The organism is Lysobacter sp. CA199, from assembly GCF_052078715.1.
Classification (GTDB): domain Bacteria; phylum Pseudomonadota; class Gammaproteobacteria; order Xanthomonadales; family Xanthomonadaceae; genus Lysobacter.
In genome coordinates this window covers 318574-343392 of the sequence record NZ_JBQJIL010000003.1, presented here as the reverse complement: position 1 = coordinate 343392, position 24819 = coordinate 318574, and the positions used below count along the sequence as shown (strand labels likewise).

Below are 24819 nucleotides of genomic sequence, written 5' to 3'. Positions count from 1 at the left end.
TGCCGCCGTTCGCCCGCCGTTGAAATCGCGGACCTGCAACGCCGACACAGAATTACAAACGCCGCCTATTGCACCGACGGGTTTTGCCGAAACTGGCGTTCTCCGAATGGGGCGCCGGTCTTTCCCATAGGACGCGCGTCGTGCATGGCGCACGTACACCGCGGAAACGACCGGCCACCAGAGGCAGACCATGACGCAACACTCATCACCTTCGAACCCGCCCGGATCGTCCGCGCGAGCCTGGATCGCACGCGCGGCCTTGCTGTCGGCATTGACGGTCGCGGCAGGCTGCGGATCGCCGTTGGCGCTGCCGGGCTCGGTCGCGGCATCGGCGAACTCGGGCACCGTCGCGACGGCGACTTCGACAACAGCGGGCAACGACGATCGCGCCCCGGCGGATACCGATTCGCACGATGCGGGTCAGTCCGCGGCGTCCGGTCGCGCGCAATCGTCGCAGTGCTCCAGCGTGCAGCAATACGGCATCACCTTCGCCTTCGACCGTCAGTATCCCTGCGGCCGTTTCGCCAACGGCGACTACTGGGTCGCGCCGGCCCAGGGCAGTCTGGGCAAGGTCAAGATCGTTTCGATCAGCCCGGACTTTTCCGGCGACCACAACGGCTTCGAGGTGAATCCTTCCCGCGTCGACCGCCATGGCTTCGACGACAATGCCGTGGGCTACGACGCGACCTTGGTACCGACGCTGCCTTACTCGGCAGCGGCCAACCAATCCATCGTCAAGGCGATATCGCTGGCCGACGACGATAAAACCGCACTCGATACCGCGGCAGTGCTGACCGTGCTGGCGGCCGCGCCGCCCGATGACGGAAGCAACTCGTTCCGTCCGCCCTACTTCGGCCGCAACAAACCGCTGTACTCGGTCGACCGCCTGCGGCTGGACCGGTTGCCCGCATACGCGGCGCTGCCCGACATGCCGAGCCTGAGTGCGCTGTCCGAGGATTACGCTCGCGTGCAACTGGACCACCAACTCGGCTGGATGGCCGATCAGATTCACCCCAAACAGAACATGCCGGACTACGGCGCGCAGATCGCGATCGACGCCGCCGCGGCCTCGTTGCGTCTGATGGTGCAAGGCGACGCCGCCGAGCGCCGACAGTTGGCGATTCATCTGGTGCAGTACGGCATCGACCTCGACGCGGCGATGCAGGGCGGCCTGCACTTCCACGCCGACGGCGGCCATCGCCACGGCCGCAAACTGATACTGGCCCTGTCGGCCTTGCTGCTCGACGATCCGGCGATGGCCGCGCGGGTACGCGATTTCCAGCAAGGCACTTTCCAGGAAGACGATCAGTTGTACGTCGGCGCCGGCTCCGGCACCGTCCTGTTCGGCAGCCAGTGCTCGGCCGCCGAGTACTGGGAGAATCAGAACACCGGCAACGGCTCGCGCGATTGCCGCGACCCCTACGGCTACATCGACGGCGGTCAGATACCCGGCGACTACTACCAGCTGTGCTGCACCGCCAAGGGCTACAAGGCCGCTGCGCTGGCACTGCGGCTGATGCCGCAACTGCGTTGCATCTGGACCGACGACCGGATCCTGCGCTACGCCGATCGCTGGGTGCAGCACGGCGCGTGGACCCAGCCCGACCCCTACCAGCCCCGCGGCAACGGCGCGCGCGACAACAATCCGGCCGACGGCATCGGCCGGTGGCCGCGCCAACACGGCGCCGCGCGCGACGACGGCTATTACGGCAGCGACTTCGCCGACGCGATGTGGACCGCGTATCGCGCGCAGGCCAGCGATACCTATAGCTGCCCCTGACGCCAGCCGCCGCCAGCCGCCACGGGTCGGCGGCGGCTGTCTCGCGCAACCTCTCGCACGCGACCCGATCCATGCGCGAGGTTGTCGATGACGCGTTCGCTTTCGGCGGTATCGCGGGCGTACAGCACCGGTCGCGAGCCGTCCATTCGGCGCTCCCGGATCTTGGCCGGCGCCGGCGCCGAATTCCGTGGTCGCTCGCAAATCACATATCCGCGCGCGCGATCTCGACAGCCCGGCGCCGCCGGGACGATAGTCCGCGCAGGGGACGCGGCCGTTCGCCCGAACGGACCCTGCGTCGACAGCGTAGGGACACCTGCATCTGGAGGCCGCATGGCCATCAGGAATTCGGGCTGGACGATCTCGGCGGTGAACGGCGACGGATGGCCTTGTCAGTTGACCTGCATCCGCCAGGTCGAGGTCATCGCCCTTGACGACGGCGCCGAGCAGGTCCGACAGCTATCGCTGCAGATTCGCGATCCGCGCGGCGTCGTGCTGCGTCCGCAATCGCCGGGCGTGTACGTCAACGACTTCGACGCGGTGACTTACTGGTCGATGGATACGCTGGCGCCATGATCGCGATCAGGGCGCGCAGGCGATCGACGCGCCGGTCCGGCTCGAACGAAACTTCAGGCGACAAAACCCCAATCGCCGCACTTGCCGCCCAATGGCGCCACACGCGAGCGCAGTTCGCTCAGCCGCCGCGAAATATTGGCGTAGCAGGGCACGATGCGGATGAACCTGGACGTCCATCGGGAAGGCGGCGTTTTCCGGATCGTAGTGACAACTCACCTTCTCTTCGCAACGCAGAATCTGCACCGCGAAGTCGATGGCCGATTCTTCGTCGGCAGCAACACGGAAAAATCGACTTCGCAGGGACTGGACAGATCCACGCCACGTTGCTGCAGATGCCACAGCGCGTCGCCGTCTTGATCGCGCGGCAAGATCGAGTAATCGCGTTCCATGGTGATCGTCCTGGCGGCTTCGCTGCCTGAGGCACCGTCGTCGATCGATTCACGCGGCGCGCGAACCAACACCGGCCGAGGTCCGTGCGGCTTGCCTGCAACGCCAAAACAAAGGGCCTAGCATCGCTGCTAAGCCCTTGTCGTAAATGGTGGCCGGGGAGGGAATCGAACCCCCGACACGGGGATTTTCAATCCCCTGCTCTACCAACTGAGCTACCCGGCCATTTCACGGGCAACCCGTGAGAGAGGCGGCATGATACGGAGGCGCGGCGGGGATGGCAAGCCTCCCGGCCGCTGAATGATGCGCGCGCTCACGGCGGCGGGCGAATCGGGCGGGCGCATCATGTCGGCGAACACCTGTTGCGGCGGCCCCCGACCGCCGGAGGACATCGAGATGAAACGCAATTGTCTGGCGATTTTAGCGTTGCTCGCGGCCACGCTCGCACTGAGCGGCTGCGCGAGCAGCGGACCGAAGATGGACGACGCTCAACGCCTGGCGTTGTACCGCGAACACGCTGGCGCGCCGGTCGACAGTTTCCAGTACTTCGGCCGCATCGACGGCTGGACGCCGCTCGGCGACAGCGCACTGGCGGTGTGGACCAAACCTAATCAGGCCTATCTGCTCGAGCTGCAAGGCCGCTGCCCGGATCTGGACTTCGCTCAGGCGATTTCGGTGAGCAATCAGATGGGGCGCGTGCATCAACGATTCGACAAAGTCACCGTGCTCGGCCAGCAGGCGATCCAGATGCCGTGCTTCATCGGCCGGATCCTGCCGCTGGACGTCAAGGCGATCAAACAGGCGCAGCAGGACATCCGCTCGGCCGGAACGATGCCGGAACCGGCGAAATCCTGAGCACGCACGCGACCGTCCGCGTCGCGCCGACACGAGGTTGAGCATCCGTCGCGCGACCTGCCCAGTCGCGCGCCCCCGACATCCGCCCGCGGCGACCTGCGCGTCCATGGCTGCGAGGTCGGCGCCGCCGGCCGAATCCGGGCCCATCGACGGCAGCTCGCCGGCCGGCCTAGCCCAAGCCCGCCTCCGCCGGCGTGACGGGGGTCAGAAAAATCCTACACGCGGTCGCGCTGTCGGCCTACTGCTTTGGTCTAAGCCTCGCGCCAATCTGTGCACGCCCCGGCAGCACGGTCTGCGATTGACACGGATGCCGCTCAGCAAGGGAAAAAGACCGTCGCCTTGAGCAAGCGAACCAGCGGAGCCGGGGCTACTGATTACAGCGGTTGGGGAAGTGGATGCACGGCAAAATGGAATTTGCGCCGACGGCCCGGATGGCCGCTCGGTCTGCCCTGCGTGGATTGCGCGGGGTGCGTGCGTGAAGGCTGCGATTTGGGTTCAGGACTGGTTCCGCGCGCTGCCCCGCTATCTCCTCGTACTGACCGTCGTCTCGGCGCTGGCGCTGTTGGCCCGAGCGGCGGTTCCTTCTTTTTCTCTCCCGCCCTCGGGCGCGCGGATCGGCGATATCGTCCGAGCCCCCGGCCCGACGGTACCCCCATCGACCCCATCCCCCCGCCCGGCCGCCACTGCGGCGAGCACGGTCGTGCACCAGCGTCCCAGGCCTGGCGCGAACGGGTCGGCCTCGGCATCGATGCGATAACTCGGTCACTCGGCCTGACGGATCTACCGCTGAACCATCGCGCGGGCGGCCAACCTATCGGCCGCCGCGGGTCCGCACTCCCGTGTCCCTGAGCTCGCATCGCGCAGACCCCGTGCATCGAAGCGCAGGACCCGCGCCTGTCGGGTGCCCAGGGTGGGCGTACCGATTGATCCACCCGCGATCGATAAGCTCCAATCGCACTCAAGACGCTTCGCGTTACCGACCGCGATCGCGAACGCCGGCGGGCGTACCGACCGCGACGAACCCATACATCTGGCGCGTGCATCCGCACGACATCGACCGCCACACCACGGTTTCCAGCTCGAACCCGATTCGTGGCCGCCCTCGGCCGCCGCCAACCGCACTCCACCGCTGGACCTGCCCGACGCCCGTCACGCCCCTTCGCGGACAAAAAAACGGATACCCGCACTCAACCGGGTACCCGTCATGACAATCGATACATCAGGACCACGGAGAGAAACCGTCCGCGGCGTCGGGGACGCGACAGCGCGGACGTGCAGCGGGCGGAAGGGTTCGCGCTTCCGCCTGGAACGTCGTCAGTACGCGTTGGCGACGCCGACCGCCTCATAGGCATCGACATGGCCGCTGCCGACTTCGAAACGCTGCCGGCCCGCCATCGGATTGGCGGTCTGGCTGAGGATCTGCTTGATCTCCAGCGGCTTGAGCGAAGGCTTGGCCTCGAACAGCAGCGCGACGATGCCGGCCACGTGCGGGGTCGCCATCGAGGTGCCGCTCATGTGGGTGTAGAACGGTAGCAGCGCGCCCAGGGATGCGTCCTGTTGCGCCGCCAGCAGCGGCAACGCGCCGGTCAGGGCGCGGGTGGAAACGATGTCCACGCCGGTGGCGACCAGGGTCGGCTCGTTGACGTGAGTCCAGCGCTGCCCGTCGGGCATGGTGAACTGGCTGGTCTCGCCCGGATTGCCGCGCGAGGAGAAATCGGCCAGCGTGCCGTCCTTATTGCCGGCGCCGACCGAGATCACCCACGGTGCCTGCGCATAAGGATTGTGGGTGTTAGCGCCCGGGCCGTCGTTGCCGGCGGCGAATACGCTGACGATGCCGTTCTTGTAGGCCGCGTAACTGGCCAGGCTGACTGGATCGGTCGGATCGAAGCTGCCCGAGCTGCCCCAGGAATTGGAGATCACCTTGATCGGCGCGGCGAAGCTGTTCTGGTGCGAGATCGCGTAGTCGTAACCGCCGACCGCATCGAGGATCGAGATCACCGCGCCGGAGCCGTAACCGATCAGATCCGCGCCGGTGGCCACACCGCGATACGAACCGCCGGATTGCGCGCCGCTGCCACCGACCGTGCCGGCGCAATGGGTGCCGTGGCCGGAGCTGATGTCTGTGTTGAGCTGGTTCTCCAGCACCGTCACCGGCAGGAAATCCAGGACCGAATGCAGGTTGGTCAGCGCTTGCACGTTCTGCACCACGCGCTGGCCGTACTTGAGGTCGGCGTGGGTGGCGTCGATGCCCGAGTCGTTGATCATCACCGACACGCCCTTGCCGGTGAACGGCACGGTGCGGCCGAAATCGCCGGGGTTGGCCTGGACGCGGTTCACGCCCGACAGTTCGCGCGCTTCCTGGTTGTAGTAGGTCAGCGGCTTGTTGAGGTGGATCGACAGCACGTCGCCGCGCTGGGCCAATGCGCGGATCTGCGCGGGCGTGGCGAGGGCGCCGGCGATCGGCAACGCGCGCATGCTCACGCCCCGGTCGATGCCCAACAGCTTCAGCGCCTGCAACTGGGTCGCGCGCAGCGGGCCGGGCTGGTTGTAGGACACGATCACTTCCAGCGGCCTGGCCGCGTCGGCGCTGCTCAGCGCCTGTTCCAGCGCGGCGCCCAGACGGGCTTCGGCGAAGCTCAGGCCGCTGGCCATCATGCCGACGGCGAGCGCGGAGAATTTGAGAAGGTTGCGGCGGCTGGATTGCATGTCGGACCGGACTCCCTGATTAGCCATGGCGGCTGGGTGCCCACCTTGGCGCGCATCGGGGGCCCGGAAACATCCGGGAGATCGCTCAGCCGGCATAGGGAAAAACCCCTACAGACCGGCCGGGCGAGCCGCAGTAGGCTGGTCAAACCCGGACCGGCGCCGCAAGATCGTTGCGACGCGGTACCGATTCGCAAAGGCCCACCGGCCTAGCCCGCCTGGCGCACGACGGCCGCGGGCGGCGGGTTCGACGAATTCAGTTTCAGTCACTGGCGCTGCGGACCACACAGCGCCGCACAGGGGGAAGGACATGAGGCATACGAACACGCCGCGGACTGCGCGCCGGATCACCGGCTGGCTGGGCGGCTGCGCCCTGGGCCTGTGGCTGCTCGCCGGTGCCGCGCAGGCGCAGAGCCTGCCGGTCAGCGTCAGCGCCTCGGGCAACCATGCCGAAGCCGCGATCACCCTGCCCGGCCTGCCGGGAACCCCGCTGGCCGAGGTGTTGCTGGATTTCCAGGACGCCTCCGGGCTGAGTCCGTCCAGCCTCGGGGTCAGCGCCAAACTGGTCAGCCTGAGCGATGCCGACCTGCTTGCGCGCCTGCCCGATCTGGACCTGACCCGACTGCAAACGGCATTGCCGGTGCTGATCACCATCCAGCCGCCGCGCTACGGCGGCCTGAGTTTCCACGGCACCGGCCGCGCCGAGATCCACACCCACGCCCTGCCCTATGCGGCCGGCAGCCGCCTGCGCCTGTTCAAGGCGCCGCTGGGCGGCGCGTTCTACGACATCACCGACGAAATCGCCCCGGGCAGCGTGCGTGCACGCGGCACCTACGGCGGCTTCTCGCAGTTCCTGATCCTGGCCGACGTGCGCCCGACCGGTCTGGTGATCGCCGCCAAGGTGCAGCGGCTGCGCGATCGGGTCGATCTGTTGCCATGGAGCGAACGCGCCGGGTTCGACGCGCTGCTCGACGATATCGAGGACGCCTTGGCGATCGACGATTACGCCGCCGCGCTGAACGCCACCGACGGTCTGCGCGAGCGAGCGCAAACTCGCGCCGGCGTTTATCTGGCCGATCAGTGGCGCGCCACCCGCAGCCACCGCAACCACGCCGGCGAATTGATCGCCGGTGCGGCGACCTTGCGCTTCAGCATCGCGTTCCTGCGCGATCACGGCCCCTGAAGCGCGCGAGCCGACGCACACACCGACCGCTGAGCGCCGCCGCTCGCCAACCGCCGCCCGTGCGTTTTCGCGCGCGGCAGCGCCGGCGGCCCGGCTGCCTTCGCCGCTTCGCCCCGCGTAAGATGCGGACATGCCGGCGCGATTGATCGCTTACCCGCCCGAAGCCGCAGCCATCAGCCGATGGATACCCGCGGGCGCGCGCCTGCGCATCGGCCGCGAAGCCGACTGCGACGTGCGCATCGAGCATCCCACCGTTTCGCGCAATCACGCCGAGTTGAGTCACGACGCGGACGGTTGGCACCTGCTCGACCTGGGCAGCAAGAACGGCACGCACGTGGACGGCATCGAAATCAGCCGCACCCAACTCGATCGCAGCGACTGCTGGCTGCGCTTCGGCGATGTGTTGTGCGAGTTCTCGGTGCATGAAGACGACAGCGCTCTGGACCAACAGCGGCGCCAACGCGAGCGGCGCGAACTGTCGGCGGCGTGGACCCGCAGGATCGAGGTCGACCGGCTCGGCATCGGCGCGGGCCGCGATGCGAATGGACCGCGACCTGCCGACGCGGCATCGTCCGACGCGACCGATCCCCATACCGCAGGCGATAGCGCAGGCGAAACCGCAACCGGCGCCGGACTGGCCGACGACATTCTGCGCGGCGTGGTCGAACTGGCCGGCTGCAGCCGCGGATTCCTGCTGCTGGCGCACGACGGCGACTTCAGCGTGCGCGCCAGCCTGATGCTGGATCGGCAAGCGCTGCAGGAGCGCGCCTTTTCCGGCAGCGTCGGCGCAGTGCAGCGCTGCCTGTCCGAGCGGCGCCCGATCGTGGTCAATTGGATCGCCGACGAACTGTGGCTGGCGCGCCGCGCCTCGGTGCTGGCCGGCGGGCTCAAGAGCCTGGTGTGTCTGCCGTTGCTGCACGCCGGACGCGTGCTCGGCGCGGTCTACGCCGACCGTCGCGGCCCCGGCGAGGCGATCAGCGAATTCGACCTGGAACTGCTGTGCGCGTTCGCCGACAGCGCGGCGCTGTGGCTGTTGGCGCAGCGCGCGTTCGACTCGCTCGGTCCGGCCGCCGAAGCCGCGCAAGCCTCGCGCTGGACCCGCATCGTCGGCGCGCAGGTCACCGCGCCGTGACCGACGCCACCTCGACCGGACTCTACCAAGCCCAGCCCATGGCGCCCGGCAGCGTGCTGGCCGGGCGTTTCCGCATCGAATCCATGCTCGGCATCGGCGGCATGGGCGTGGTCTACCGCGTTCACGACACCGCGTTGGGCATCGACATCGCCTTGAAACTGTTGCGCCCGGAATTGGCCGCGCGCGGCGACGCATTCGAACGTTTCCGTCAGGAGCTGCTGACCGCGCGGCAAGTTTCCAGCCCGCGCGTGGTGCGCATCCACGATCTGATCCGCCACGAGGCGCAATGGCTGATCGGCATGGACCTGATCGACGGCGAGCCGCTGGACAAGCGGCTGGACCGCGACGGCGCGCTGCCGTTCGACGATGCCGTTCGAATCGCCCGGCAGATCGCCGAGGGCCTGGCGGCGGCGCACGCGCGCGGGGTGATCCATCGCGACCTCAAGCCCGCCAACGTGCTGATCGATCGCAACGGCGATGCCTATATCAGCGATTTCGGCGTCGCCCGCTCGCTGGCCGGCAGCGGCCTGACCCAGACCGGCGCGATCGTCGGCACGCCCGACTATCTGTCGCCCGAACAAGCCCGCGGCGAAGGCGCCGACGCGCGCAGCGATCTGTACGCGCTGGGCCTGATCCTGCACGAGATGCTGACCGGCAAGATGCCGTTCGACGGCGGCACGATCAGCGAGATTCTCGCCCAGCGCATGCTGCGCTCGCCGCCGCCGGTCAGCCGCCTGCGCGCCGATACGCCGGTGTGGCTGGTGCGTCTGGTCGATCGGCTGCTGCGTTCGCAACCGGCACACCGCATCGCCACCGCGGACGAGGTGATCCGCGCGATCGACACCCGCCACGTGCCGCGCGACTGGCGGCCAGCGCGGACGTCGTGGCTGATCGCGGCCGGCGTCGCCACGGTCGCGGTGTTGGGCGCGGGGCTTTGGATCGCGCGTCCGCAGGCGCCGCAAGCGAGCCCGCCGATCGGCGCGGTTGCGCCCGCGGCCGCACCCTTGCACCGGGTGTTCGTGTTGCCGCTGCAGGCGCCGCCCGATTCGATCACGCCCGAACAAGCGCGCGCTTTCGTCGCGCTGCTGCGCGAATCGCTCACCACCCTGCCCGGCTTGGCCGTGGTCGACGACGAACGCAGCCAACAGGCGCTGCGCCAACTCGATCCCAGCGGCGCCGCGCCCCCCAGCACCAAGGACGTGAATCGGCTGGCGCGCGCCGACCGCGCGGTCGCGCTCGAACTGAGCCGGTACGCAGGGCGTTGGCGGATGCGGGCGCGTCTGCTCGACGGCGCCGCCGCCGCGCGTGATCTGGCGGTCGGCGACGGAGCGGATCCGCGCCAGGCATTTTCGATGTTGATTCATTCGCAAGGCCTGGCCCACACGCCGGGCGCCATGGCCTCGCCGCCGCCGTTGCCCTTGCCGTCGTCCGACGCCGCACTGCAAAGCTATGGTGCGGGCCTGATCGCGCGTCAGAACAGCGACATCGAACCCGCCCTCGCCCATCTGACGCGCACCACCGAACTGTCGCCCGACTTCGTCTCGGGCTGGCTCAGCCTGGCCGACACCGAGCAAGCCGCGGGCGACCTCGACGCCGCTTACGCAGCTTTGGAAAGCAGCGAACGTTCGCGCAACGGCACCGAACCGCTGCGCGCGCGGGTGCTCGCCGAGCGCGCCGCGCTCGACGGCGACGCCAAGGCCAGCGCCGACTATTGGCGCGCGCGCATCGCGGCCACGCCCGACGACACTTATGCGCAGCTGTCGCTGGCTCGCGCGCTCGGCGCCGGCGGCGACGCCGCGGGCGCGATCGCGCGACTGCGCGAACTCACCGCGCGCGATCCCGACGATCCGCGCGCTTGGTTCGAACTCGGCAAATACTCGATCCTGCACGGCCAGGCGCGGCAAGCGGTTGACGATTATCTGGTCCGCGCGCTGGTGTTGTTCAAGCGCAGCGGCAATCGCTACGGCGAAGGCGAAACCGAGAACGCGCTCGGGATCGGTTATGCCCGGCTGGGGCAGAACGATCACGCCCAGGCTCAGTACCGAGCCGCGGTCGAGCTGCGCCGCGCGGTCGGCAACCGGCGCGGGCTGGCGACCAGTCTGCGCAATCTGGGCAATGTGCTGGTGCTGACCGGGCAATTCGACGAAGCCGAGCGGCATCTGCGTCAGGCGCGCGAATTGCACGCTGCGCTCGACGACCGCCACGGTCTGGCCGCGGTGGAAAACGAACTGGGCCTGCTCGCCGAAGAGCGCGGCGATTACCCCGGCGCATTGACCGCGTTCCGGCGCGCCTTGTCGGCCTGGCAACAGGCCGGCGATGCCGGCGGTACCGCGCAGGCGCTCAACGACATCGGCTTCGCCCAGTACCAACTCGGCGCCTACGACGATGCCGAGGCGTATCTGGTGCAATCGCGCGAGGCCTATTCCAAGCTCGGCGACGAAACCGGCCGCATCCGCACCCTGCAGAACCTCGGCCAACTGGCCGCCGCGCGCGGGCAATGGACGCAGGCACGCGAGCGGCTGCAATCCTCGCTCGACGATGCGCTGTCCCGGCAGATGATGGAAGAAGCCGCGGTCGGCCGACGCAACCTGGCCGAACTGGACTTGATGCAGGGCCGCATCGGCGACGCTCTGCGGCAAATCGACCAGGCCGATGCGTTGTTCAAGCAACGCGGCGATGCGCGCGGCCAGGTCGATGTCGGCCTGCTGCGGACGCAGGCGCTGGTCTACGCGCAGGCCGATGGCGAGGCGCGCAAGGCGCTGGACGCGTTGACCGCGCAGATTGCCGCCGCCTCGTCCGAACAACGCGGCATCGCCGCCCTGCTGCGCGCGCAGCTGGCGCGGCGCGCCGGCGATCGCGACAGCGAACGCCGCGCGCTCGCCGACGCTCAACGCGACGCGGAACGATCCGGCGTGCGCCTGCTGCAACTGCAGACCGCCTTGCACGGCGCCGGCTTGCACAGCGCCGTGGCTGATCCCGCCCTCGATGCGCGAGTCGCCGCGCTCGGTCACGCCGGCCTGCGCCTGCAATGGACTCAGGCGCGGATGCGCGCAGCCTTGGCGCGCAACGATCCGGCCGGTGCCTTGCGCGTCTACCGCGACGCGCAACCGCTGCTGCGCCGCGGCGACAATCTGTTCGCCGCCGATCTGCACGCCTTGGCCGCGCAAGCCCAACGCGCGGTCGGCGACGACACCGCAGCCGGCAACGCCGACCAGGAAGCCCTCGCCGCGCAGCAGCGCGTGCGCGGGCAACTGCCGCCGGGCCTGCGCGCCGGCTACGACCCGGCGCGCGCGCAAGCCGTCAACGTCCCGGCCCGGCCCGTACCGACGCCGCGCCCATGAGCGAACACGCCAACGCCGACCTGCGCGAGCTCTACCAGCAATTGCTGGAACGGCTCGAACGCAACGAACGCGAGTTCCGCCGCCTCGGCCGCGCGGTATGGAAAGTGCAGGAAGACGAACGCCGCCGCATCGCCCGCGAACTGCACGACGGGGTCGGCCAGAATCTCACCGTGCTCAAGCACCGGCTGCACGAACTCGACGCCGCGCTGACGCCGCAACAGGCCCGATTGCGCGACACCGTCGCCGCGGCGCTGGCCCTGTGCGGCGATACCTTGGAGGACACGCGCGAGCTGTCGCGCATGCTGCGCCCGCCGATCCTCGACGACCTCGGCCTGGAAGCCGCGCTGCGCTGGCTGGTGCGCAGCCAGGCCGAGCTCAGCGGCGCGCGGATCGTGCTGGAGATCGACCCGCTGCCGCCCCTGGACGGCGAACTGCAGACGCTGTTGTTCCGGGTCACCCAGGAAGCGCTGACCAACGCCGCCAAGCACGCCGCGGCCACTCAGATCCAGGTCGGCCTGCGCCGGCAAGCCGCCGGCGTGCTGCTGGAGATCCACGACGACGGCCGCGGCTGCGATCCGGAACAGGCCCTGGCCAGCGGCGGCAACGGCCTGGGCGGCATGCGCGAACGTCTGCAGTTGTACGGCGGCCAGCTGCGGCTGCGCAGCGCGATCGGCAAAGGCATGCTCGTGAGCGCGCGAATACCGCTTGAATACGCCTGAATACGCCTGAATGCCACGCGGCGGGCATTCACGGGAAGCCATCACCGCAAGCTTGGCTTGACGCGCGGCGAAGCCCTGCGCAGGCTGCGGACATGACCTCTCCGCCCGTTCGCGTGCTCATCGCCGACGACCACACCATGGTTCGCGAGAGCCTGGTGAATCTTCTGCGCGGCGGCGGCATCGATGTGGTCGCCGAAGCCGCCGATGGCGTGGAAACGCTCAGGCTGGCGCAAGCGCTGCGCCCGGATGTGGTCGTCACCGACCTGTCGATGCCGCGGCTGAGTGGCCTGGAAGTGATCCGGCGCTTGTTCGAAAGTCAGCCCGAGGCACGCGTGCTGGTGCTGACCATGCACCAGGAAGACGAGTACGTGCTGCAAGCCGTGCGCGCTGGCGCCACCGGCTACATGGTCAAGGACAGCCCCGCCGCCGAGCTGATCGCGGCGGTGCGCAGCGTGCATGCCGGCAAAGGCTATTTCGGCCCGCAGGCCGCGCGCGCGCTGGCCGAGCAACTGCGCCATCCCGAACGCGATCTCGGCGATCCGTACGGACGCCTGACCGCGCGCGAGCGCGAGGTGTTCCACCTGATCGCCGAAGGCCTGACCACCAAGGAAATCGCGCGCCAGTTGGCGATCAGCGTGAAGACCGCGGAGAACCATCGCGGCCGGGTGCTGGAGAAGCTCGGGGTGCGCAATACCGCCGAATTGGTGCGTTACGCCTTGCGCAAGGGCCTGGTGGATTGAGGCAGGCCGGCTCGGCGGTGGCCCGGGAACTGTAGTGGGCGTGGGATGCGTAGCGGTTGAGTTGGCGTGGTCGCGGCTTGCGCCGCTCCTACAGGCAGCTCATGTAGGAGCGGCGCAAGCCGCGACCAAGAAAACCAGGCCCCGACGCCCCCTCCCTCCTTCGCCCCTCACACCCCCAACGGCCTCGGCCCACCTCCCGAAACCGCCGATCCGGCCCTGCCGGCCCCACCATTCGCCGTAGTATCCTCGCCATCCCAAGGCATCGAACGATACGGAGCGGCGGCATGAAAGCAGGGGTCTGGGTGCGGGTCTTCGGTCTGGCGCTGGTGTTCGCGCTATTGGCCGCTTGCAAGTCCGGGTCGGTGCGCCGCGTCTCCGAGCCGGCCGCGCGCATCCAACAGCTGACCGTGCGCGCCGACGGCAGTTGGTCGGTGGACGTGCGGATCGAGAACTTCAGCAGCATCCCGATGCAGTTCGACCGCATCGACCTGCAGCTCAAGCTCGGCGAGGACAGCGCCGGCCAACTGCAGTCCCAGCCGGCCCTGTCGATCGGCCCGGAATCGGCCGATGTGGTCACCGTCGCGCTCAAGCCCTCCGGCGGCGCCAAGCTCGCCATCGCCGACGCCCTGGCCGGCGGCCGCAGCCTCAACTACAGCCTCAAGGGCGACATCGCCGCCACGCCCGATCAGGCCAAGCAACGCATCTTCAACATCGAACGCAGCAGCGCGCTGAGCCCGGCGCCGGGCTTGCCCGGGGTGATGCGGTAAAGCCGGGATCGGGGATTCGGGATTGGGGATTCGTAAACCCAGGGCCGACCCTCCAGCCACCTCCCGCGTCCGCTGCCATTGCCAATCCCGAATCCCCAATCTCGAATCCTGGATACCCATGAGCACCTACCAAGCCCCCCTCACCGACATGCGCTTCGTCCTGTTCGACTTGCTCGGCGCCGAAGCCCAGTTCCAGCGCCTGGGCTACGCCGACGCGACCCGCGACACGCTCGATGCGGTGCTCGAGGAAGGCGCGCGGTTCAACGAGACCGTGCTCGCACCGCTCAACAGCATCGGCGACCAGATCGGCTGCAGCCACGACAAGGCCACCGGCGCGGTCACCACGCCGCCGGGCTTCAAGCAGGCCTACACCCAGTTCGTCGAAGGCGGCTGGTCGGGTCTCACCGCTGAAGTGAAGTTCGGCGGCCAAGGTTTGCCGCACGCGGCCGGCGTGCCGCTCAAGGAAATGATCGACGCGGCCAATCTGGCCTGGGGCAACTTCCCGCTGCTCTCGCACGGCGCCACCGAAGCGCTGTTGCACCATGGCGAGGAGTGGCAGCAAGACGTGTTCCTCAAGCCGCTGGTCGAAGGCCGCTGGACCGGCACCATGTGCCTGACCGAACCGCATTGCGGCACCGACCTGGGCCTGCTGAAAACCAAGGCCGAGCCGCAGGCCGACGGCTCATATTCGATCAGCGGCACCAAGATCTTCATCACCGCCGGCGAGCACGACCTCACCGACAACATCATCCATCTGGTCCTCGCGCGCCTGCCCGACGCACCGGCCGGCAGCAAGGGCATTTCCTTGTTCATCGTGCCGAAGGTCAAGGTCGCGCGCGACGGCGCCATCGGCGAGGCCAATGCGGTGCGGTGCGGCAGCCTGGAACACAAGATGGGCATCCACGGTTCGGCCACCTGCGTGATGAACTTCGACGGCGCGCAGGGCTATCTGATCGGCCAGCCGAACAAGGGCCTGATGGCGATGTTTACGATGATGAACACCGCGCGCCTCGCAGTCGGCCTGCAAGGTCTGGGGTTGTCGGACCGCGCGCTGCAGAACGCGCTGCGCTACTCGCGCGATCGTCTGCAGATGCGTTCGCTGTCGGGCACCAAGTTTCCGGAACTGCCGGCCGATCCGATCATCGTCCACCCCGACGTGCGGCGCATGCTGCTGACCTGCAAGGCGCTGGTCGAAGGCGGCCGGGCGATGGGTTACGACGCCGCGCTGCAGGTGGATATCGCTCACGCCGCGCCGGACGAAAAGGAACGCAACGAGGCCGATGCGCTGATCGGTTTCATGACCCCGATCGTCAAGGCCTGCCTGACCGAATGGGGCGTGGAATGCACCTACCACGCGCTGCAATGCTTCGGCGGCCACGGCTACATCGCCGAGCACGGCATGGAGCAGCTCGCACGCGACGCACGCATCACCACCTTGTACGAAGGCACCACCGGCATCCAGGCGCTGGATCTGCTCGGTCGCAAGGTCATGCAATTGCAGGGCGCGGGCCTGCAGGTGATGCTGGCCAAGATCGAGGCGTTCTGCGCGCAGAACGAAGGCAATGCCGCAGTCGCCGAGTTCATCGCGCCGCTGCGCAAGATCGCCGCCGAGTGGCTGCAACTGACCATGACCATCGGCAAGCGCGCGGCCGCCGATGCCGACGAAGTCGGCGCGGCGTCGTACGACTACCTGTTCTATTCCGGCTACGTCTCGCTGGCCTACTGGTGGGCGCGCAGCGTCGCCGCGGCCGAGGCTTCGACACAGTCGCAAAACTTCAAGGACGGCAAGCGCGAAACCGCGCGTTTCTACTTCAGCCGGATCCTGCCGCGCACCCTGGCGCACAAGGCGGCGATCGACAGCGGCACTGCGCCGTTGATGAACCTCGCCGCGGAAGCTTTCGGCAACTGAGCCCAGGCCGCGATCGGCGCGCCGCGAAGTCTTCCTGTCCGGAGGGCTTCGCGGCGGGCCGACACTCTTGCCTGGCCTCGCTGCGGCGAAGCGCATGGCGATCGGAACGAAGAGCGTCGGGGCTGAAGCCCCTCCCACAAAAAGCCTCGAAGCTCGCGAAGTCTTCGGCTGCACCACAAAAAGCCTTGAAGCTCGCCAAGTCTTCGACTGCACCACAAGAAGCCTCGAAGTTCACGAAATCTTCTGCTGCCTCACAAGAAGCCTCGAAGCTCATGAAACCTTCGGCTCCTCCACAGGGAACCTCGAAGCTCAAGAAGCCTCCGGCTTTCCCACAGGAAACCTCGAAGCTCACGAAGCCTTCGGCAACCTCGAAGCTCACGAAGTCTTTTGTGGGAGGGGCTTCAGCCCCGATGCTTTTCCTTCGGTCACGACGAAAAACCATATCCGGCTGCGACCGAACGATGTCGCGACCGAGCTGCTTCGCACCCGCATCCGCAACCCGCGACCACCACGAACGCCCCTCTTCGCCCCACCCGCATGGACGCCCATCTACACAAAATGTAACCAAGAGCGTATAAGCTGGGTTCCCGATGGAGACCGATAGAGCGAAGATCCGCCTGGTCCGAACCGGAACCCACGCTGAAATGCTTCAGCGTGAGCCGGATGCATCCGGTGTCGGCGATCCTTATTCGCCTTGGACCGGCCCGCGCGCCGTCCCTCGCAATGCCCTGGAACGATTGAACTCGGTGCGGCTGTTGTCGCTCGATGCGCATGGGCGCGTGCTCGACTGGATGAACTGGCAAGAGGCCAGTTGCCTCTACGCGCGCGGCGCGGTCGCCTGGACCCTGGGCGATCCGTGCCTGCAAGTGCACGGCGGCATCAACCGCTTCACCGGCGAGCGCAGCATCCTGGAGCTGCACCCCATCGTCGCAGCGCGCGGCCACGCACGGCCCGGCGCGCTCGATCCCACGCCCGCGCTGACCAACGCCGCCTTGTTCGCCCGCGACGGCCATCTGTGCATGTATTGCGGCCACGACTTCCACCGCCCGCACCTGACCCGCGACCACGTCGTGCCGGTGTCCAAGGGCGGCCGCGACATCTGGGAGAATGTGGTCGCCGCCTGCTTCGCCTGCAACTCGCGCAAGGGCAATCGCACCCCGCAGCAGGCGAGCATGCCGCTGCTCGCGGTACCGTACCGGCCGAGCTGGGTCGAGCACCTGATCCTGTCGAACAGGAACATCCTGGCCGACCAGATGGCGTTCTTGAAAAACCAGTTGCCGAAGAACGCACGACTGAGCGGTTAAGTCGTGAAATCCGTCGCAGTATCGGACCTGTGTCCACACCGGGCATGCCGATCTGCGCGCAAATGCGACGCATAACGCTCGTTGACGACCATCCTGTCCTCCCGGACACTGATCATCATCGACTTTCGGATGTAACCAAGATGCCTTTGACCCTCGGTCTGACCGGCATGGACCCGGCGACGGAGTCTGCTTTGCAGACTGCCTTCAAGGTGGCCAATGCGCAACTCGGCGGACACTGGACTCTGGTGCAGGAACAACAAGCCGACTTCGTCGTCGTCGACATGGACAGCATGTACGGCCCGATGAGCTGGCTGCGCCTGCATGCCTCGGGCAAGGCGGTGGTCGCACTGACCGCGGCCCAGCGCACCCAGGCCGACTATCTGCTGACCCACCCCTTCAGTGCCGACTCGCTGGTGCGCCTGCTCGGCGAGATCGCGACCCACAGCGGCCAGTCGTTGCCCACGCCGGCTCCCGCGCCGGTGGCGCCGGCCACGGTGCAGATTCCGCAGCAACCGCGCACCGATCCGACCGCGGCACTGCCCGACGTGGTGGTCGAACTGCTGCAGACCGACCTGGCTCGGGCCAAGGCGGCAGTCGCGCAGCAAGCGGCGACGGCCGCAATTCCCGCGACTCGCGCGCCCGTGGCGGCCGCTCCGATTGCCGCTCCTGCCGCTCCTGCCGTTCCCGCAACACCGCCCCCGGCGGCGGCTTCCGCGCCCGCGTTTCCGGTCGCACCTGCGGTCGTAGCGCCGGCAACCGCCGCCGTGTCGGTTTCCCCTTCGGTACCCACCATCACCGTAAGCGGCGACGGCATGCTCGACTGGCTGGTCCCCGGCCGTCTGCGCGGACTGCTGCGCGTGGGCAGCGGCAATGAGCGCATCCTGATCGACGCCGACCACCGCAAATACCACGGCCCGGCCGCGCTCAAGCCGCTGTCGGGCCTGTTCGATCGCGGCTTCGCCCCGGCCGAATTCGAGCTGCTGCCGGCCGCGCAATGGGACAGCGCCGCCGTGCAACTCGGTGCGCCGATGCCCCTGACGCGGCTGGTGTGGTTCGGCAATCTGCTCGCCGGCCGCGGCCGCCTGGCCCCGGGCCACGACCCGCACCGCCGCTACCGCATGACCAAGTGGCCGCAGACCGAACGCGAATATCCCAAGCACTTCCGCATCGCCACGGTGATGATGAAGGCGCCGGCCACCCTCGCCGAAATCGCCGAAGCCAGCGGCGTCACCGAGAGCGAGGTCGCCGATTTCATCAACGCCAACCTGGCCACCGGCTTCGCCGAGCCCGAGGGCGACCCGACCCCGGCCGAACCGGCCAAGTCCGGCGGCCTGTTCGGACGCCTGCGCGGCCGCTGAGCCGCCCGCGTCGGATCGTCGCAGCCGCCGAGCTGCGACGGTGTGCCGAAAACCGGCCAATGGCGGCATTCGGCACGGTTCGGTGCAGATCGGCGCGAATCGGTGCAAATCAGGCTCGGATCGGGACTGCGGCCTGGTTTTATGACGGTTCGAGCTGAACCTCAAACCGTCACACTTCTTGCCCGCCTCACCTTGGGGCAGGACAATGCTCGACTAGCTGAATGCCAGATGGTCGTGATGATCGATTCACAGCGCTACCCGCGTCTTTCCCGTATCCAGGCCCCGGCCGACCTGCGCGGCTTTCCCGAAGAGGAACTGCCGGCGATCGCCGAGGAACTGCGTGCCTATCTGATCGAACAAGTCGCCTTGGTCGGCGGACATTTCGGCGCGGGCCTGGGCGTGATCGAACTCACCGTCGCGCTGCACTGGCTGTACGAAACGCCGGTCGACCGCCTGGTCTGGGACGTCGGCCATCAGTGCTATCCGCACAAGATCCTGACCGGCCGCCGCGACGAGATCCACACCGTCAAACAGAAGGACGGCGTCGCCCCGTTCCCCAAGCGCGACGAATCCGAATACGACACCTTCGGCGTCGGCCACAGCTCGACTTCGATCTCGGCCGCGCTCGGCATGGCCATCGCCGCGCAGCGCAAGAACGACGATCGCAAGATCGTGGCGGTGATCGGCGACGGCGCGATGACCGCGGGCATGGCCTTCGAAGCGCTGGCCCACGCCGGCGGCATGACCGATCCGGAACCGAACCTGCTGGTGATCCTCAACGACAACCAGATGTCGATTTCCGAGAACGTCGGCGGCGTGACCAAGATGCTCGGCCGCCTCACCGGCAGCCGCACGCTCAACGCGATCCGCGAAGGTGGCAAGAAACTGCTCGGCGACAAGCGCAAGCCGGCGGCCAAGTTCATGCGCCGCTGGGAAGAACATTGGAAGGGCATGTTCGTGCCGTCGACCTTCTTCGAAGAAGTCGGCTTCCACTACACCGGCCCGATCGACGGCCACGACCTGCCCGCCTTGCTCAGCGCGATGAAGACGCTCAAGGGCCTCAAGGGTCCGCAGCTGCTGCACATCATCACTACCAAGGGCAAAGGCTACGAGTTGGCCGAAGACGACCAGATCGGCTATCACGCGGTCGGCCCGTTCGATCCCGAAAAAGGCCTGATCAGCAAGCCCGGCGCGAAGAAGCCCAGTTACACCGACATCTTCAGCGAATGGCTGTGCGACATGGCCGCCGCCGACGAGCGCCTGATGGGCATCACCCCGGCGATGCGCGAAGGCTCGGGCCTGGTGCGTTTCAGCAAGGAATACCCGCAGCGTTATTTCGACGTCGCCATCGCCGAGCAGCACGCCGTGACGCTGGCGGCCGGCATGGCCTGCGAAGGCGCGAAACCGGTCGTCGCGATCTACTCCACCTTCCTGCAGCGCGGCTACGACCAGTTGGTGCACGACGTCGCCATCCAGCACCTCGACGTGCTGTTCGCGATCGATCGCGGCGGCGTGGTCGGTCCGGACGGCGCGACGCACGCCGGCAACCTCGACCTGTCGTATCTGCGCTGCGTGCCGAACATGGTGGTGATGGCGCCGGCCGACGAAGACGAATGCCGCAAGATGCTCAGCACGGGCCATCGCTACGAAGGCCCGGCCGCGGTGCGTTACCCGCGCGGCACCGGTCCGGGCGCGGCGATCCAGCCCACTCTCGACGTGCTGCCGATCGGCAAGGCCGAGCTGCGCCGTCAGGGTTCGCGTATCGCCCTGCTCGCGTTCGGCGCGATCGTGCCGGCGGCCGAAGCGGTCGCCGCCGAACTCGGCCTCACCGTGGTCAACATGCGTTTCGTCAAACCGCTCGATCGCGCGCTGATCCTGGAGCTGGCGCGCACCCACGAGGGCTTCGTCACGCTCGAAGACAACGTCGTCGCCGGCGGCGCCGGCAGCGGCGTGGCCGAACTGTTGGCCGCCGAAGGCATCGTGTTGCCGATGCTGCACCTGGGTCTGCCCGACGAATTCCAACACCACGCCAGCCGCGAACAATTGTTGGCCGAGGCCGGTTTGGATTCGGCTTCGATCCGCGCGAGCGTGCTCAAGCGTTGGCCGCAGATCGCCACGGCGCCGGTGCAAAGCGCTATCGGCTGAGCATCGCACTCGATTCGGATCAAATCTCGCGCCCGGCCTTGCCGGGCGCGTTGCGTTTGCGGCGTAGTGTTTTCGGCTGCAGCGACGCGACCGCAGCGAAGCTGTGCCCCTGCAACACCAGGGACGACCTATCAGAATTATTGTGGGAGGGGCTTCAGCCCCTCCCACAAAAGACTTCGCGGCTAAGCGCGATGCGCAGCCTGCGGTTCGCATGCGCTGGCACGCGGCGCGACGCTCGGTCTCAGCCCGCCCACACCGGAATCGACACCAGCGCGCTGAGCACCACCAGCGCGGCGACCTTGGTGCTCGCCTTCGGCGCCATCGTCATCAGCAACGTCCACGCCAGCGCCGAAACGATCAGCGTGGCGAACCAGAAGATCGGGCCTTGCGCCCATCCCCAACCGCTCACGAACAAGGCGAAATCCACCGCCAGCAACAGCCAGCCGGCCGCGCGCAGCCAACGCGCGCGCGATGGGTTGAACGGCCAGGCGAACACCTGTTGATGGTGCTTTTCCAGCCCCAGGCTCAACAGGCACCACGCCGCGACACCCAGACACAAACCGAACCAAAGCATGCGCGCGCCCTCAGCGATCGGCCAGCGCGGGCTGGCCCGCGCGTTCTTGCCGGCGCGGCTTGCGCTCGGCGACAGGCTTGCGCGCTTTGGCGAACGAGCGCCGCGCGAGCAGCGCGAACCCCGTCGCCAGCGCCAGCGCGGTCAGATCCACAGCGGCCAGCGACCAGTCGCCGCGACCGATGGTCGCGATCAGATGACTGTTCGGCGCGGTCGCCAGATTGACCAGCGGAATCAGCGCGAACGCCGCCGCGTTGAGCGCGAAGAACGGGCCCCAGCCGCGCTTGTGCACGGCCGGAACCGCCGCGTACAGACTCGCCGCGATCCACACCGCGCAGAACACCGTGATCTCGGCGCTGGCGCGCGCGGCGACGTCGGCCGGGATCAGCCGGTTGGCGATCACCATCGCGGCGCTCGCCAGTGGCATGCCGCCGACCACGCCGAGATTGAGCGCCTGCACCAGGCCGTAGCCCGACGCGCTGCCGGCCTCGGCGATCTTCTTGGCGCGCTTGTTCACCCACACCTGCATGCCGCTGGCGATCATCACGCAGCCGCCGATGCCCATCACGAAGTACAGCCAGCGCAAGGCGCTGCCGCCCCACTGGGCCATGTGCATGCCGCCGATGAAGGTATAGGTCTTGTAACCGCCGCCCATCGGCCCGGACTGGTGCAGGAACTTACCGTCGGCCGCGTCGTAGAACACGGTGTTGAAGTTCCACGCCACATCGCGGCTGTGATCGCCGCCGAAGGAAATCGTCGCGCTGGTGTCGTCGGGATGGTGCACGCTGACCCAGGTGATCGGCTGGCCCAGGCGCGCGCGCGCGTCGGCGACCAGCTTGTCGATCGGATAGATGGTATTGAGCGGCTGATGCGTCTCCGGCCGTTCGTAGCTGTCGGCGGCCTCGACGAAGAACTTCTCGATATCGCCGTTATAGGCCGCATTCAAACCCGCCGGCATGTAGTTGGCGACGAAAATCGCAACACCCGTGTAGGCGATCATCAAATGAAACGGCAATCCGAGCACGCCGGTGAGGTTGTGTCCGTCCAGCCAGGCGCGCTGGCCGCCGTTCTTCGGCCGGAAGGTGAAGAAGTCCTTGAAGATGCGCTTGTGGATCACGATGCCGCTGAAAATCGCGATCAGCATGAACATGCCGGCGACGCCGACCACGTACATGCCCCAGGTTTCCGCGTGCAGGTTGTAGTGCAGGGTGAAGAAGAATTCGCCGCCCGCGGTGTCGGGTATCTTGCGGCCGGTGGCCGGATCGAGCGAAACCAGATCCGGAGTGCCGGCGTCGTAGTAGACACCGCCGTCCAGCGACTTGCTGCGCTCGCTGGGCAAGGTGACGTAGTACGCGTGCGGATGCGGCTTGGACACCTGCTGCAACTGCTCGACCGCCTTGGCGAGATTGACGCTTTCCGCGCTGCGCTCGTGGCCGTGCAACGCCGGTTGCATCCAGTGCGTGAGCTCCTTGTCGAAGCAGGCGATGGTGCCGCCGACGAAGATCACGAACAGCAGCCAGCCGATCACCAAACCCGCCCAGGTGTGCAGCCAGGCCATCGCTTGCGAGAACGTATTCTTCATGCGCGTCTCCTTACGGCCGTGCCGCGGCTTCGGGGAACAACAGCGCGATGCCGTACATCGCACCCGCCCACAGCGCCAGCACCCAGCACGCGCGCCATGCGCTGCGCGCGGCGAAGGCGTACATCGCCGCCGCGCACCAAACGAAGAAGCACAGCAGGCTGGCCGCTATGACCCGATCGTTGCGAGAAAACGGCAAAACCAACGTACCCAGCGCGGTAAAGCCGTACGCGACCAGATAGCCGATCACGGTGGCGGCGAGCGCCCGCACGGCGACCGCGCCGCGGTAGCGCCACGAAAGCTTCGCGCGCGGCTTGCGCGCATGCGGCGCGGCGCCGCCGCCCGCGGGCGAACGTTGCGAGGCGCGCACGCCCTGGGGCGCGGGCACGGCGGCCGGATTGGCGAGGGTCTCGGTCATGCGATATCGGTAGCGAAGGGCGGCCGAGCCGGGGCGGCATCCTGCCTGGCTGGCGGGCTCCCGCGCAGGCGGGCCGACGCTCAGTCTAGTTGGCAATAGTTCTCATTTGCAAACTTCGTCACGCCGTATCCACAACGCCGCGCCGCCGCGGACGGATAACGGCGGCGCAAAATCGCATTGCGCAACCGGCCAGGTTACAGACCAGTACACAGTCGCCGTCGCGGACCGGCTACGATCCGGCTTCCGTCCAACCCCGGCCTGCCCGCCCCCAGGAGCGCCACGGATGCGTCGAGCCATCGTTACCGCCCTCCTCCTGACCGCGGCCCTGTCCGGCGCCGCGGTCGCGCAGAGCGTGCCCGCTCAGAGCGCACCCGCCCCGAGTGCCGCCGCCGCGCCGGCGACGCCGCCCGGCGGCATCCGCGACATGGAGACCCTGGTGGTCACCGGCGAGCAGCCCGGCCCCGGCATGTGGAAGGTCATGCGCGGCGGTCACGTGCTGTGGATCCTGGGCACCTTGAGCCCGCTGCCGAAGGACATGACCTGGTTGTCGCGCAACGTCGAGGCGACCATCGCTGAGTCGCAGGAAGTCATCGCTCCGCCCTCGGTCAGCTTCGGTACCGAACTGGGCGTATTTCGCACCATGATGCTGATTCCGACCGCGCTGAAGGCGCGCAAGAATCCCGACGGCAAGACCTTGCAGGAAGTGGTGCCTGCGGATCTGTACGCGCGCTGGTCGGCGTTGAAGGCGCGCTACATCGGCCGCGACGGCGGCGTGGAGAAGTGGCGGCCGATCTTCGCCGCGCAGGAGCTGTACGAAGCGGCGATCCGTCAGTCGGGCCTGTCGCTCAAGGGCGTGGTCCAACCGGTGGTGGAGAAAACCGTCAAGCGATACGACGTGCCGGTCGTCGAAGCGCGGGTGACGCTGAAGATCGACGACCCCAAGGCCACGCTCAAGGAATTCTCCGCCAGCGCGCTGGACGACCGCGAATGTTTTTCCAAGACGCTCGCGCGCATCGAGGGCGATCTGGAATCGATGCGCGCACGCGGCAACGCCTGGGCGATCGGCGACATCGCCACCTTGCGCTCGCTGCCGCAGGGCGACCAATACCGCACCTGCCTGGAAGCGCTGGCCGCGACCGGCGTAGCCCAACGCCTGAACATCGGCGATCTGCGCCAGCGGGTGACCGCGCAATGGTTGCAGCGCGCGCAGGTCGCGATCGCCAAGAACAACAGCACCTTCGCTACTTTGCCGGTGTCGGATCTGCTGGAAAGCGGCGGCTTGCTCGATCAGCTGCGCGATGCGGGCTATACGGTCGAGGATCCCTAGGCATTGCCAGCGGCTGCGCTGGGAACTG

General features: G+C 67.8%; 20 protein-coding genes and 1 tRNA gene. 15 read left to right on the top strand and 6 right to left on the bottom strand.

Annotated features, from left to right (window positions below; all coding sequences use genetic code 11):
• The first annotated feature begins 190 nt into the window (after positions 1–190).
• Together ACTOWJ_RS06170 and ACTOWJ_RS06165 are read left to right on the top strand one after the other, a co-directional pair.
• Positions 191–1780, top strand: a complete 1590-nt coding sequence (locus ACTOWJ_RS06170; RefSeq protein ID WP_441333720.1) for a hypothetical protein — start codon at positions 191–193, stop codon at positions 1778–1780.
• Between the two features lie 330 nt (positions 1781–2110).
• Positions 2111–2353: a hypothetical protein gene (locus ACTOWJ_RS06165; RefSeq protein ID WP_441333719.1), complete on the top strand. Its 243-nt coding sequence runs from the start codon at positions 2111–2113 to the stop codon at positions 2351–2353.
• A gap of 6 nt (positions 2354–2359) precedes the next feature.
• On the opposite strand, the gene ACTOWJ_RS06160 is transcribed toward ACTOWJ_RS06165, so the two are convergent.
• Both ACTOWJ_RS06160 and ACTOWJ_RS06155 read right to left on the bottom strand, forming a co-directional pair.
• Entirely contained in the window at positions 2360–2692 is a 333-nt protein-coding gene (locus tag ACTOWJ_RS06160; RefSeq protein WP_441333718.1) for a hypothetical protein, read from the bottom strand.
• A 197-nt stretch (positions 2693–2889) separates the two neighbouring features.
• Positions 2890–2965: transfer RNA gene (locus tag ACTOWJ_RS06155), tRNA-Phe, on the bottom strand.
• A gap of 171 nt (positions 2966–3136) precedes the next feature.
• On the opposite strand from ACTOWJ_RS06155, the gene ACTOWJ_RS06150 reads away from it, so the two are divergent.
• Positions 3137–3595: a DUF6491 family protein gene (locus ACTOWJ_RS06150; protein ID WP_441333717.1), complete on the top strand. Its 459-nt coding sequence runs from the start codon at positions 3137–3139 to the stop codon at positions 3593–3595.
• 1314 nt (positions 3596–4909) lie between these two features.
• Here ACTOWJ_RS06150 and ACTOWJ_RS06145 read toward each other — a convergent pair.
• On the bottom strand, positions 4910–6301 hold the full coding sequence (locus ACTOWJ_RS06145) for a S8 family peptidase (protein WP_441333716.1): 1392 nt from the start codon (positions 6299–6301) through the stop codon (positions 4910–4912).
• 307 nt (positions 6302–6608) lie between these two features.
• Between ACTOWJ_RS06145 and ACTOWJ_RS06140 the strand changes: the two genes are divergently transcribed.
• From ACTOWJ_RS06140 to dxs, 11 genes are all read left to right on the top strand, one after another.
• Positions 6609–7481, top strand: coding sequence for a DUF6689 family protein (locus ACTOWJ_RS06140; protein WP_441333715.1), 873 nt, complete (start codon positions 6609–6611; stop codon positions 7479–7481).
• Between the two features lie 130 nt (positions 7482–7611).
• Positions 7612–8613, top strand: a complete 1002-nt coding sequence (locus ACTOWJ_RS06135; protein ID WP_441333714.1) for an FHA domain-containing protein — start codon at positions 7612–7614, stop codon at positions 8611–8613.
• Positions 8610–11954 (top strand): protein kinase domain-containing protein, encoded by a 3345-nt coding sequence (locus ACTOWJ_RS06130; protein WP_441333713.1) that lies wholly within the window; start codon positions 8610–8612, stop codon positions 11952–11954. Before ACTOWJ_RS06135 ends, ACTOWJ_RS06130 begins: the two co-directional genes overlap by 4 nt.
• Positions 11951–12673 (top strand): sensor histidine kinase, encoded by a 723-nt coding sequence (locus tag ACTOWJ_RS06125; protein ID WP_441333712.1) that lies wholly within the window; start codon positions 11951–11953, stop codon positions 12671–12673. The genes ACTOWJ_RS06130 and ACTOWJ_RS06125 overlap by 4 nt, the downstream gene beginning before the upstream one ends.
• Positions 12674–12765: 92 nt before the next feature.
• Positions 12766–13413 carry a response regulator gene (locus tag ACTOWJ_RS06120; RefSeq protein ID WP_441333711.1) on the top strand — a complete coding sequence of 216 codons (648 nt, stop codon included), beginning with the start codon at positions 12766–12768 and terminating at the stop codon, positions 13411–13413.
• 284 nt (positions 13414–13697) lie between these two features.
• Complete coding sequence (locus ACTOWJ_RS06115) at positions 13698–14180, top strand: LEA type 2 family protein (RefSeq protein WP_441333710.1); 483 nt, start codon at positions 13698–13700, stop codon at positions 14178–14180.
• 118 nt (positions 14181–14298) lie between these two features.
• On the top strand, positions 14299–16089 hold the full coding sequence (locus tag ACTOWJ_RS06110; RefSeq protein ID WP_441333709.1) for an acyl-CoA dehydrogenase C-terminal domain-containing protein: 1791 nt from the start codon (positions 14299–14301) through the stop codon (positions 16087–16089).
• Positions 16090–16183: 94 nt separating this feature from the next.
• A complete protein-coding gene (locus ACTOWJ_RS06105) occupies positions 16184–16693 on the top strand; it encodes a hypothetical protein (protein WP_441333708.1) in 510 nt (169 codons plus the stop codon).
• Between the two features lie 187 nt (positions 16694–16880).
• Entirely contained in the window at positions 16881–17393 is a 513-nt protein-coding gene (locus ACTOWJ_RS06100; protein ID WP_441333886.1) for an HNH endonuclease, read from the top strand.
• A 140-nt stretch (positions 17394–17533) separates the two neighbouring features.
• Positions 17534–18751, top strand: coding sequence for a hypothetical protein (locus ACTOWJ_RS06095; protein ID WP_441333707.1), 1218 nt, complete (start codon positions 17534–17536; stop codon positions 18749–18751).
• Between the two features lie 237 nt (positions 18752–18988).
• A complete protein-coding gene (dxs, locus tag ACTOWJ_RS06090; protein ID WP_441333706.1) occupies positions 18989–20896 on the top strand; it encodes a 1-deoxy-D-xylulose-5-phosphate synthase in 1908 nt (635 codons plus the stop codon).
• A 241-nt stretch (positions 20897–21137) separates the two neighbouring features.
• On the opposite strand, the gene ACTOWJ_RS06085 is transcribed toward dxs, so the two are convergent.
• The 3 genes from ACTOWJ_RS06085 to ACTOWJ_RS06075 are packed head-to-tail and all read right to left on the bottom strand — an operon-like array spanning position 21138 to position 23464.
• Complete coding sequence (locus tag ACTOWJ_RS06085) at positions 21138–21470, bottom strand: DUF3325 domain-containing protein (protein WP_441333705.1); 333 nt, start codon at positions 21468–21470, stop codon at positions 21138–21140.
• Between the two features lie 10 nt (positions 21471–21480).
• Positions 21481–23049, bottom strand: a complete 1569-nt coding sequence (locus ACTOWJ_RS06080) for a PepSY-associated TM helix domain-containing protein (RefSeq protein WP_441333704.1) — start codon at positions 23047–23049, stop codon at positions 21481–21483.
• A 10-nt stretch (positions 23050–23059) separates the two neighbouring features.
• Positions 23060–23464: a hypothetical protein gene (locus tag ACTOWJ_RS06075; protein ID WP_441333703.1), complete on the bottom strand. Its 405-nt coding sequence runs from the start codon at positions 23462–23464 to the stop codon at positions 23060–23062.
• A gap of 283 nt (positions 23465–23747) precedes the next feature.
• Here ACTOWJ_RS06075 and ACTOWJ_RS06070 point away from each other — a divergent pair, with 283 nt between their 5' ends.
• Positions 23748–24791, top strand: coding sequence for a TraB/GumN family protein (locus tag ACTOWJ_RS06070; RefSeq protein WP_441333702.1), 1044 nt, complete (start codon positions 23748–23750; stop codon positions 24789–24791).
• Positions 24792–24819: the final 28 nt, after the last annotated feature.

Excerpts from the sequence above, each read along its gene's own strand:
- ACTOWJ_RS06170 (WP_441333720.1), top strand. The coding sequence starts at position 191 with ATGACGCAACACTCATCACCTTCGAACCCGCCCGGATCGTCCGCGCGA.
- ACTOWJ_RS06165 (WP_441333719.1), top strand. The coding sequence starts at position 2,111 with ATGGCCATCAGGAATTCGGGCTGGACGATCTCGGCGGTGAACGGCGAC.
- ACTOWJ_RS06150 (WP_441333717.1), top strand. The coding sequence starts at position 3,137 with ATGAAACGCAATTGTCTGGCGATTTTAGCGTTGCTCGCGGCCACGCTC.
- ACTOWJ_RS06145 (WP_441333716.1), bottom strand. The coding sequence starts at position 6,301 with ATGCAATCCAGCCGCCGCAACCTTCTCAAATTCTCCGCGCTCGCCGTC.
- ACTOWJ_RS06140 (WP_441333715.1), top strand. The coding sequence starts at position 6,609 with ATGAGGCATACGAACACGCCGCGGACTGCGCGCCGGATCACCGGCTGG.
- ACTOWJ_RS06135 (WP_441333714.1), top strand. The coding sequence starts at position 7,612 with ATGCCGGCGCGATTGATCGCTTACCCGCCCGAAGCCGCAGCCATCAGC.
- ACTOWJ_RS06125 (WP_441333712.1), top strand. The coding sequence starts at position 11,951 with ATGAGCGAACACGCCAACGCCGACCTGCGCGAGCTCTACCAGCAATTG.
- ACTOWJ_RS06120 (WP_441333711.1), top strand. The coding sequence starts at position 12,766 with ATGACCTCTCCGCCCGTTCGCGTGCTCATCGCCGACGACCACACCATG.
- ACTOWJ_RS06115 (WP_441333710.1), top strand. The coding sequence starts at position 13,698 with ATGAAAGCAGGGGTCTGGGTGCGGGTCTTCGGTCTGGCGCTGGTGTTC.
- ACTOWJ_RS06110 (WP_441333709.1), top strand. The coding sequence starts at position 14,299 with ATGAGCACCTACCAAGCCCCCCTCACCGACATGCGCTTCGTCCTGTTC.
- ACTOWJ_RS06105 (WP_441333708.1), top strand. The coding sequence starts at position 16,184 with ATGGCGATCGGAACGAAGAGCGTCGGGGCTGAAGCCCCTCCCACAAAA.
- ACTOWJ_RS06100 (WP_441333886.1), top strand. The coding sequence starts at position 16,881 with ATGAACTGGCAAGAGGCCAGTTGCCTCTACGCGCGCGGCGCGGTCGCC.
- ACTOWJ_RS06095 (WP_441333707.1), top strand. The coding sequence starts at position 17,534 with ATGCCTTTGACCCTCGGTCTGACCGGCATGGACCCGGCGACGGAGTCT.
- dxs (WP_441333706.1), top strand. The coding sequence starts at position 18,989 with ATGATCGATTCACAGCGCTACCCGCGTCTTTCCCGTATCCAGGCCCCG.
- ACTOWJ_RS06085 (WP_441333705.1), bottom strand. The coding sequence starts at position 21,470 with ATGCTTTGGTTCGGTTTGTGTCTGGGTGTCGCGGCGTGGTGCCTGTTG.
- ACTOWJ_RS06080 (WP_441333704.1), bottom strand. The coding sequence starts at position 23,049 with ATGAAGAATACGTTCTCGCAAGCGATGGCCTGGCTGCACACCTGGGCG.
- ACTOWJ_RS06075 (WP_441333703.1), bottom strand. The coding sequence starts at position 23,464 with ATGACCGAGACCCTCGCCAATCCGGCCGCCGTGCCCGCGCCCCAGGGC.
- ACTOWJ_RS06070 (WP_441333702.1), top strand. The coding sequence starts at position 23,748 with ATGCGTCGAGCCATCGTTACCGCCCTCCTCCTGACCGCGGCCCTGTCC.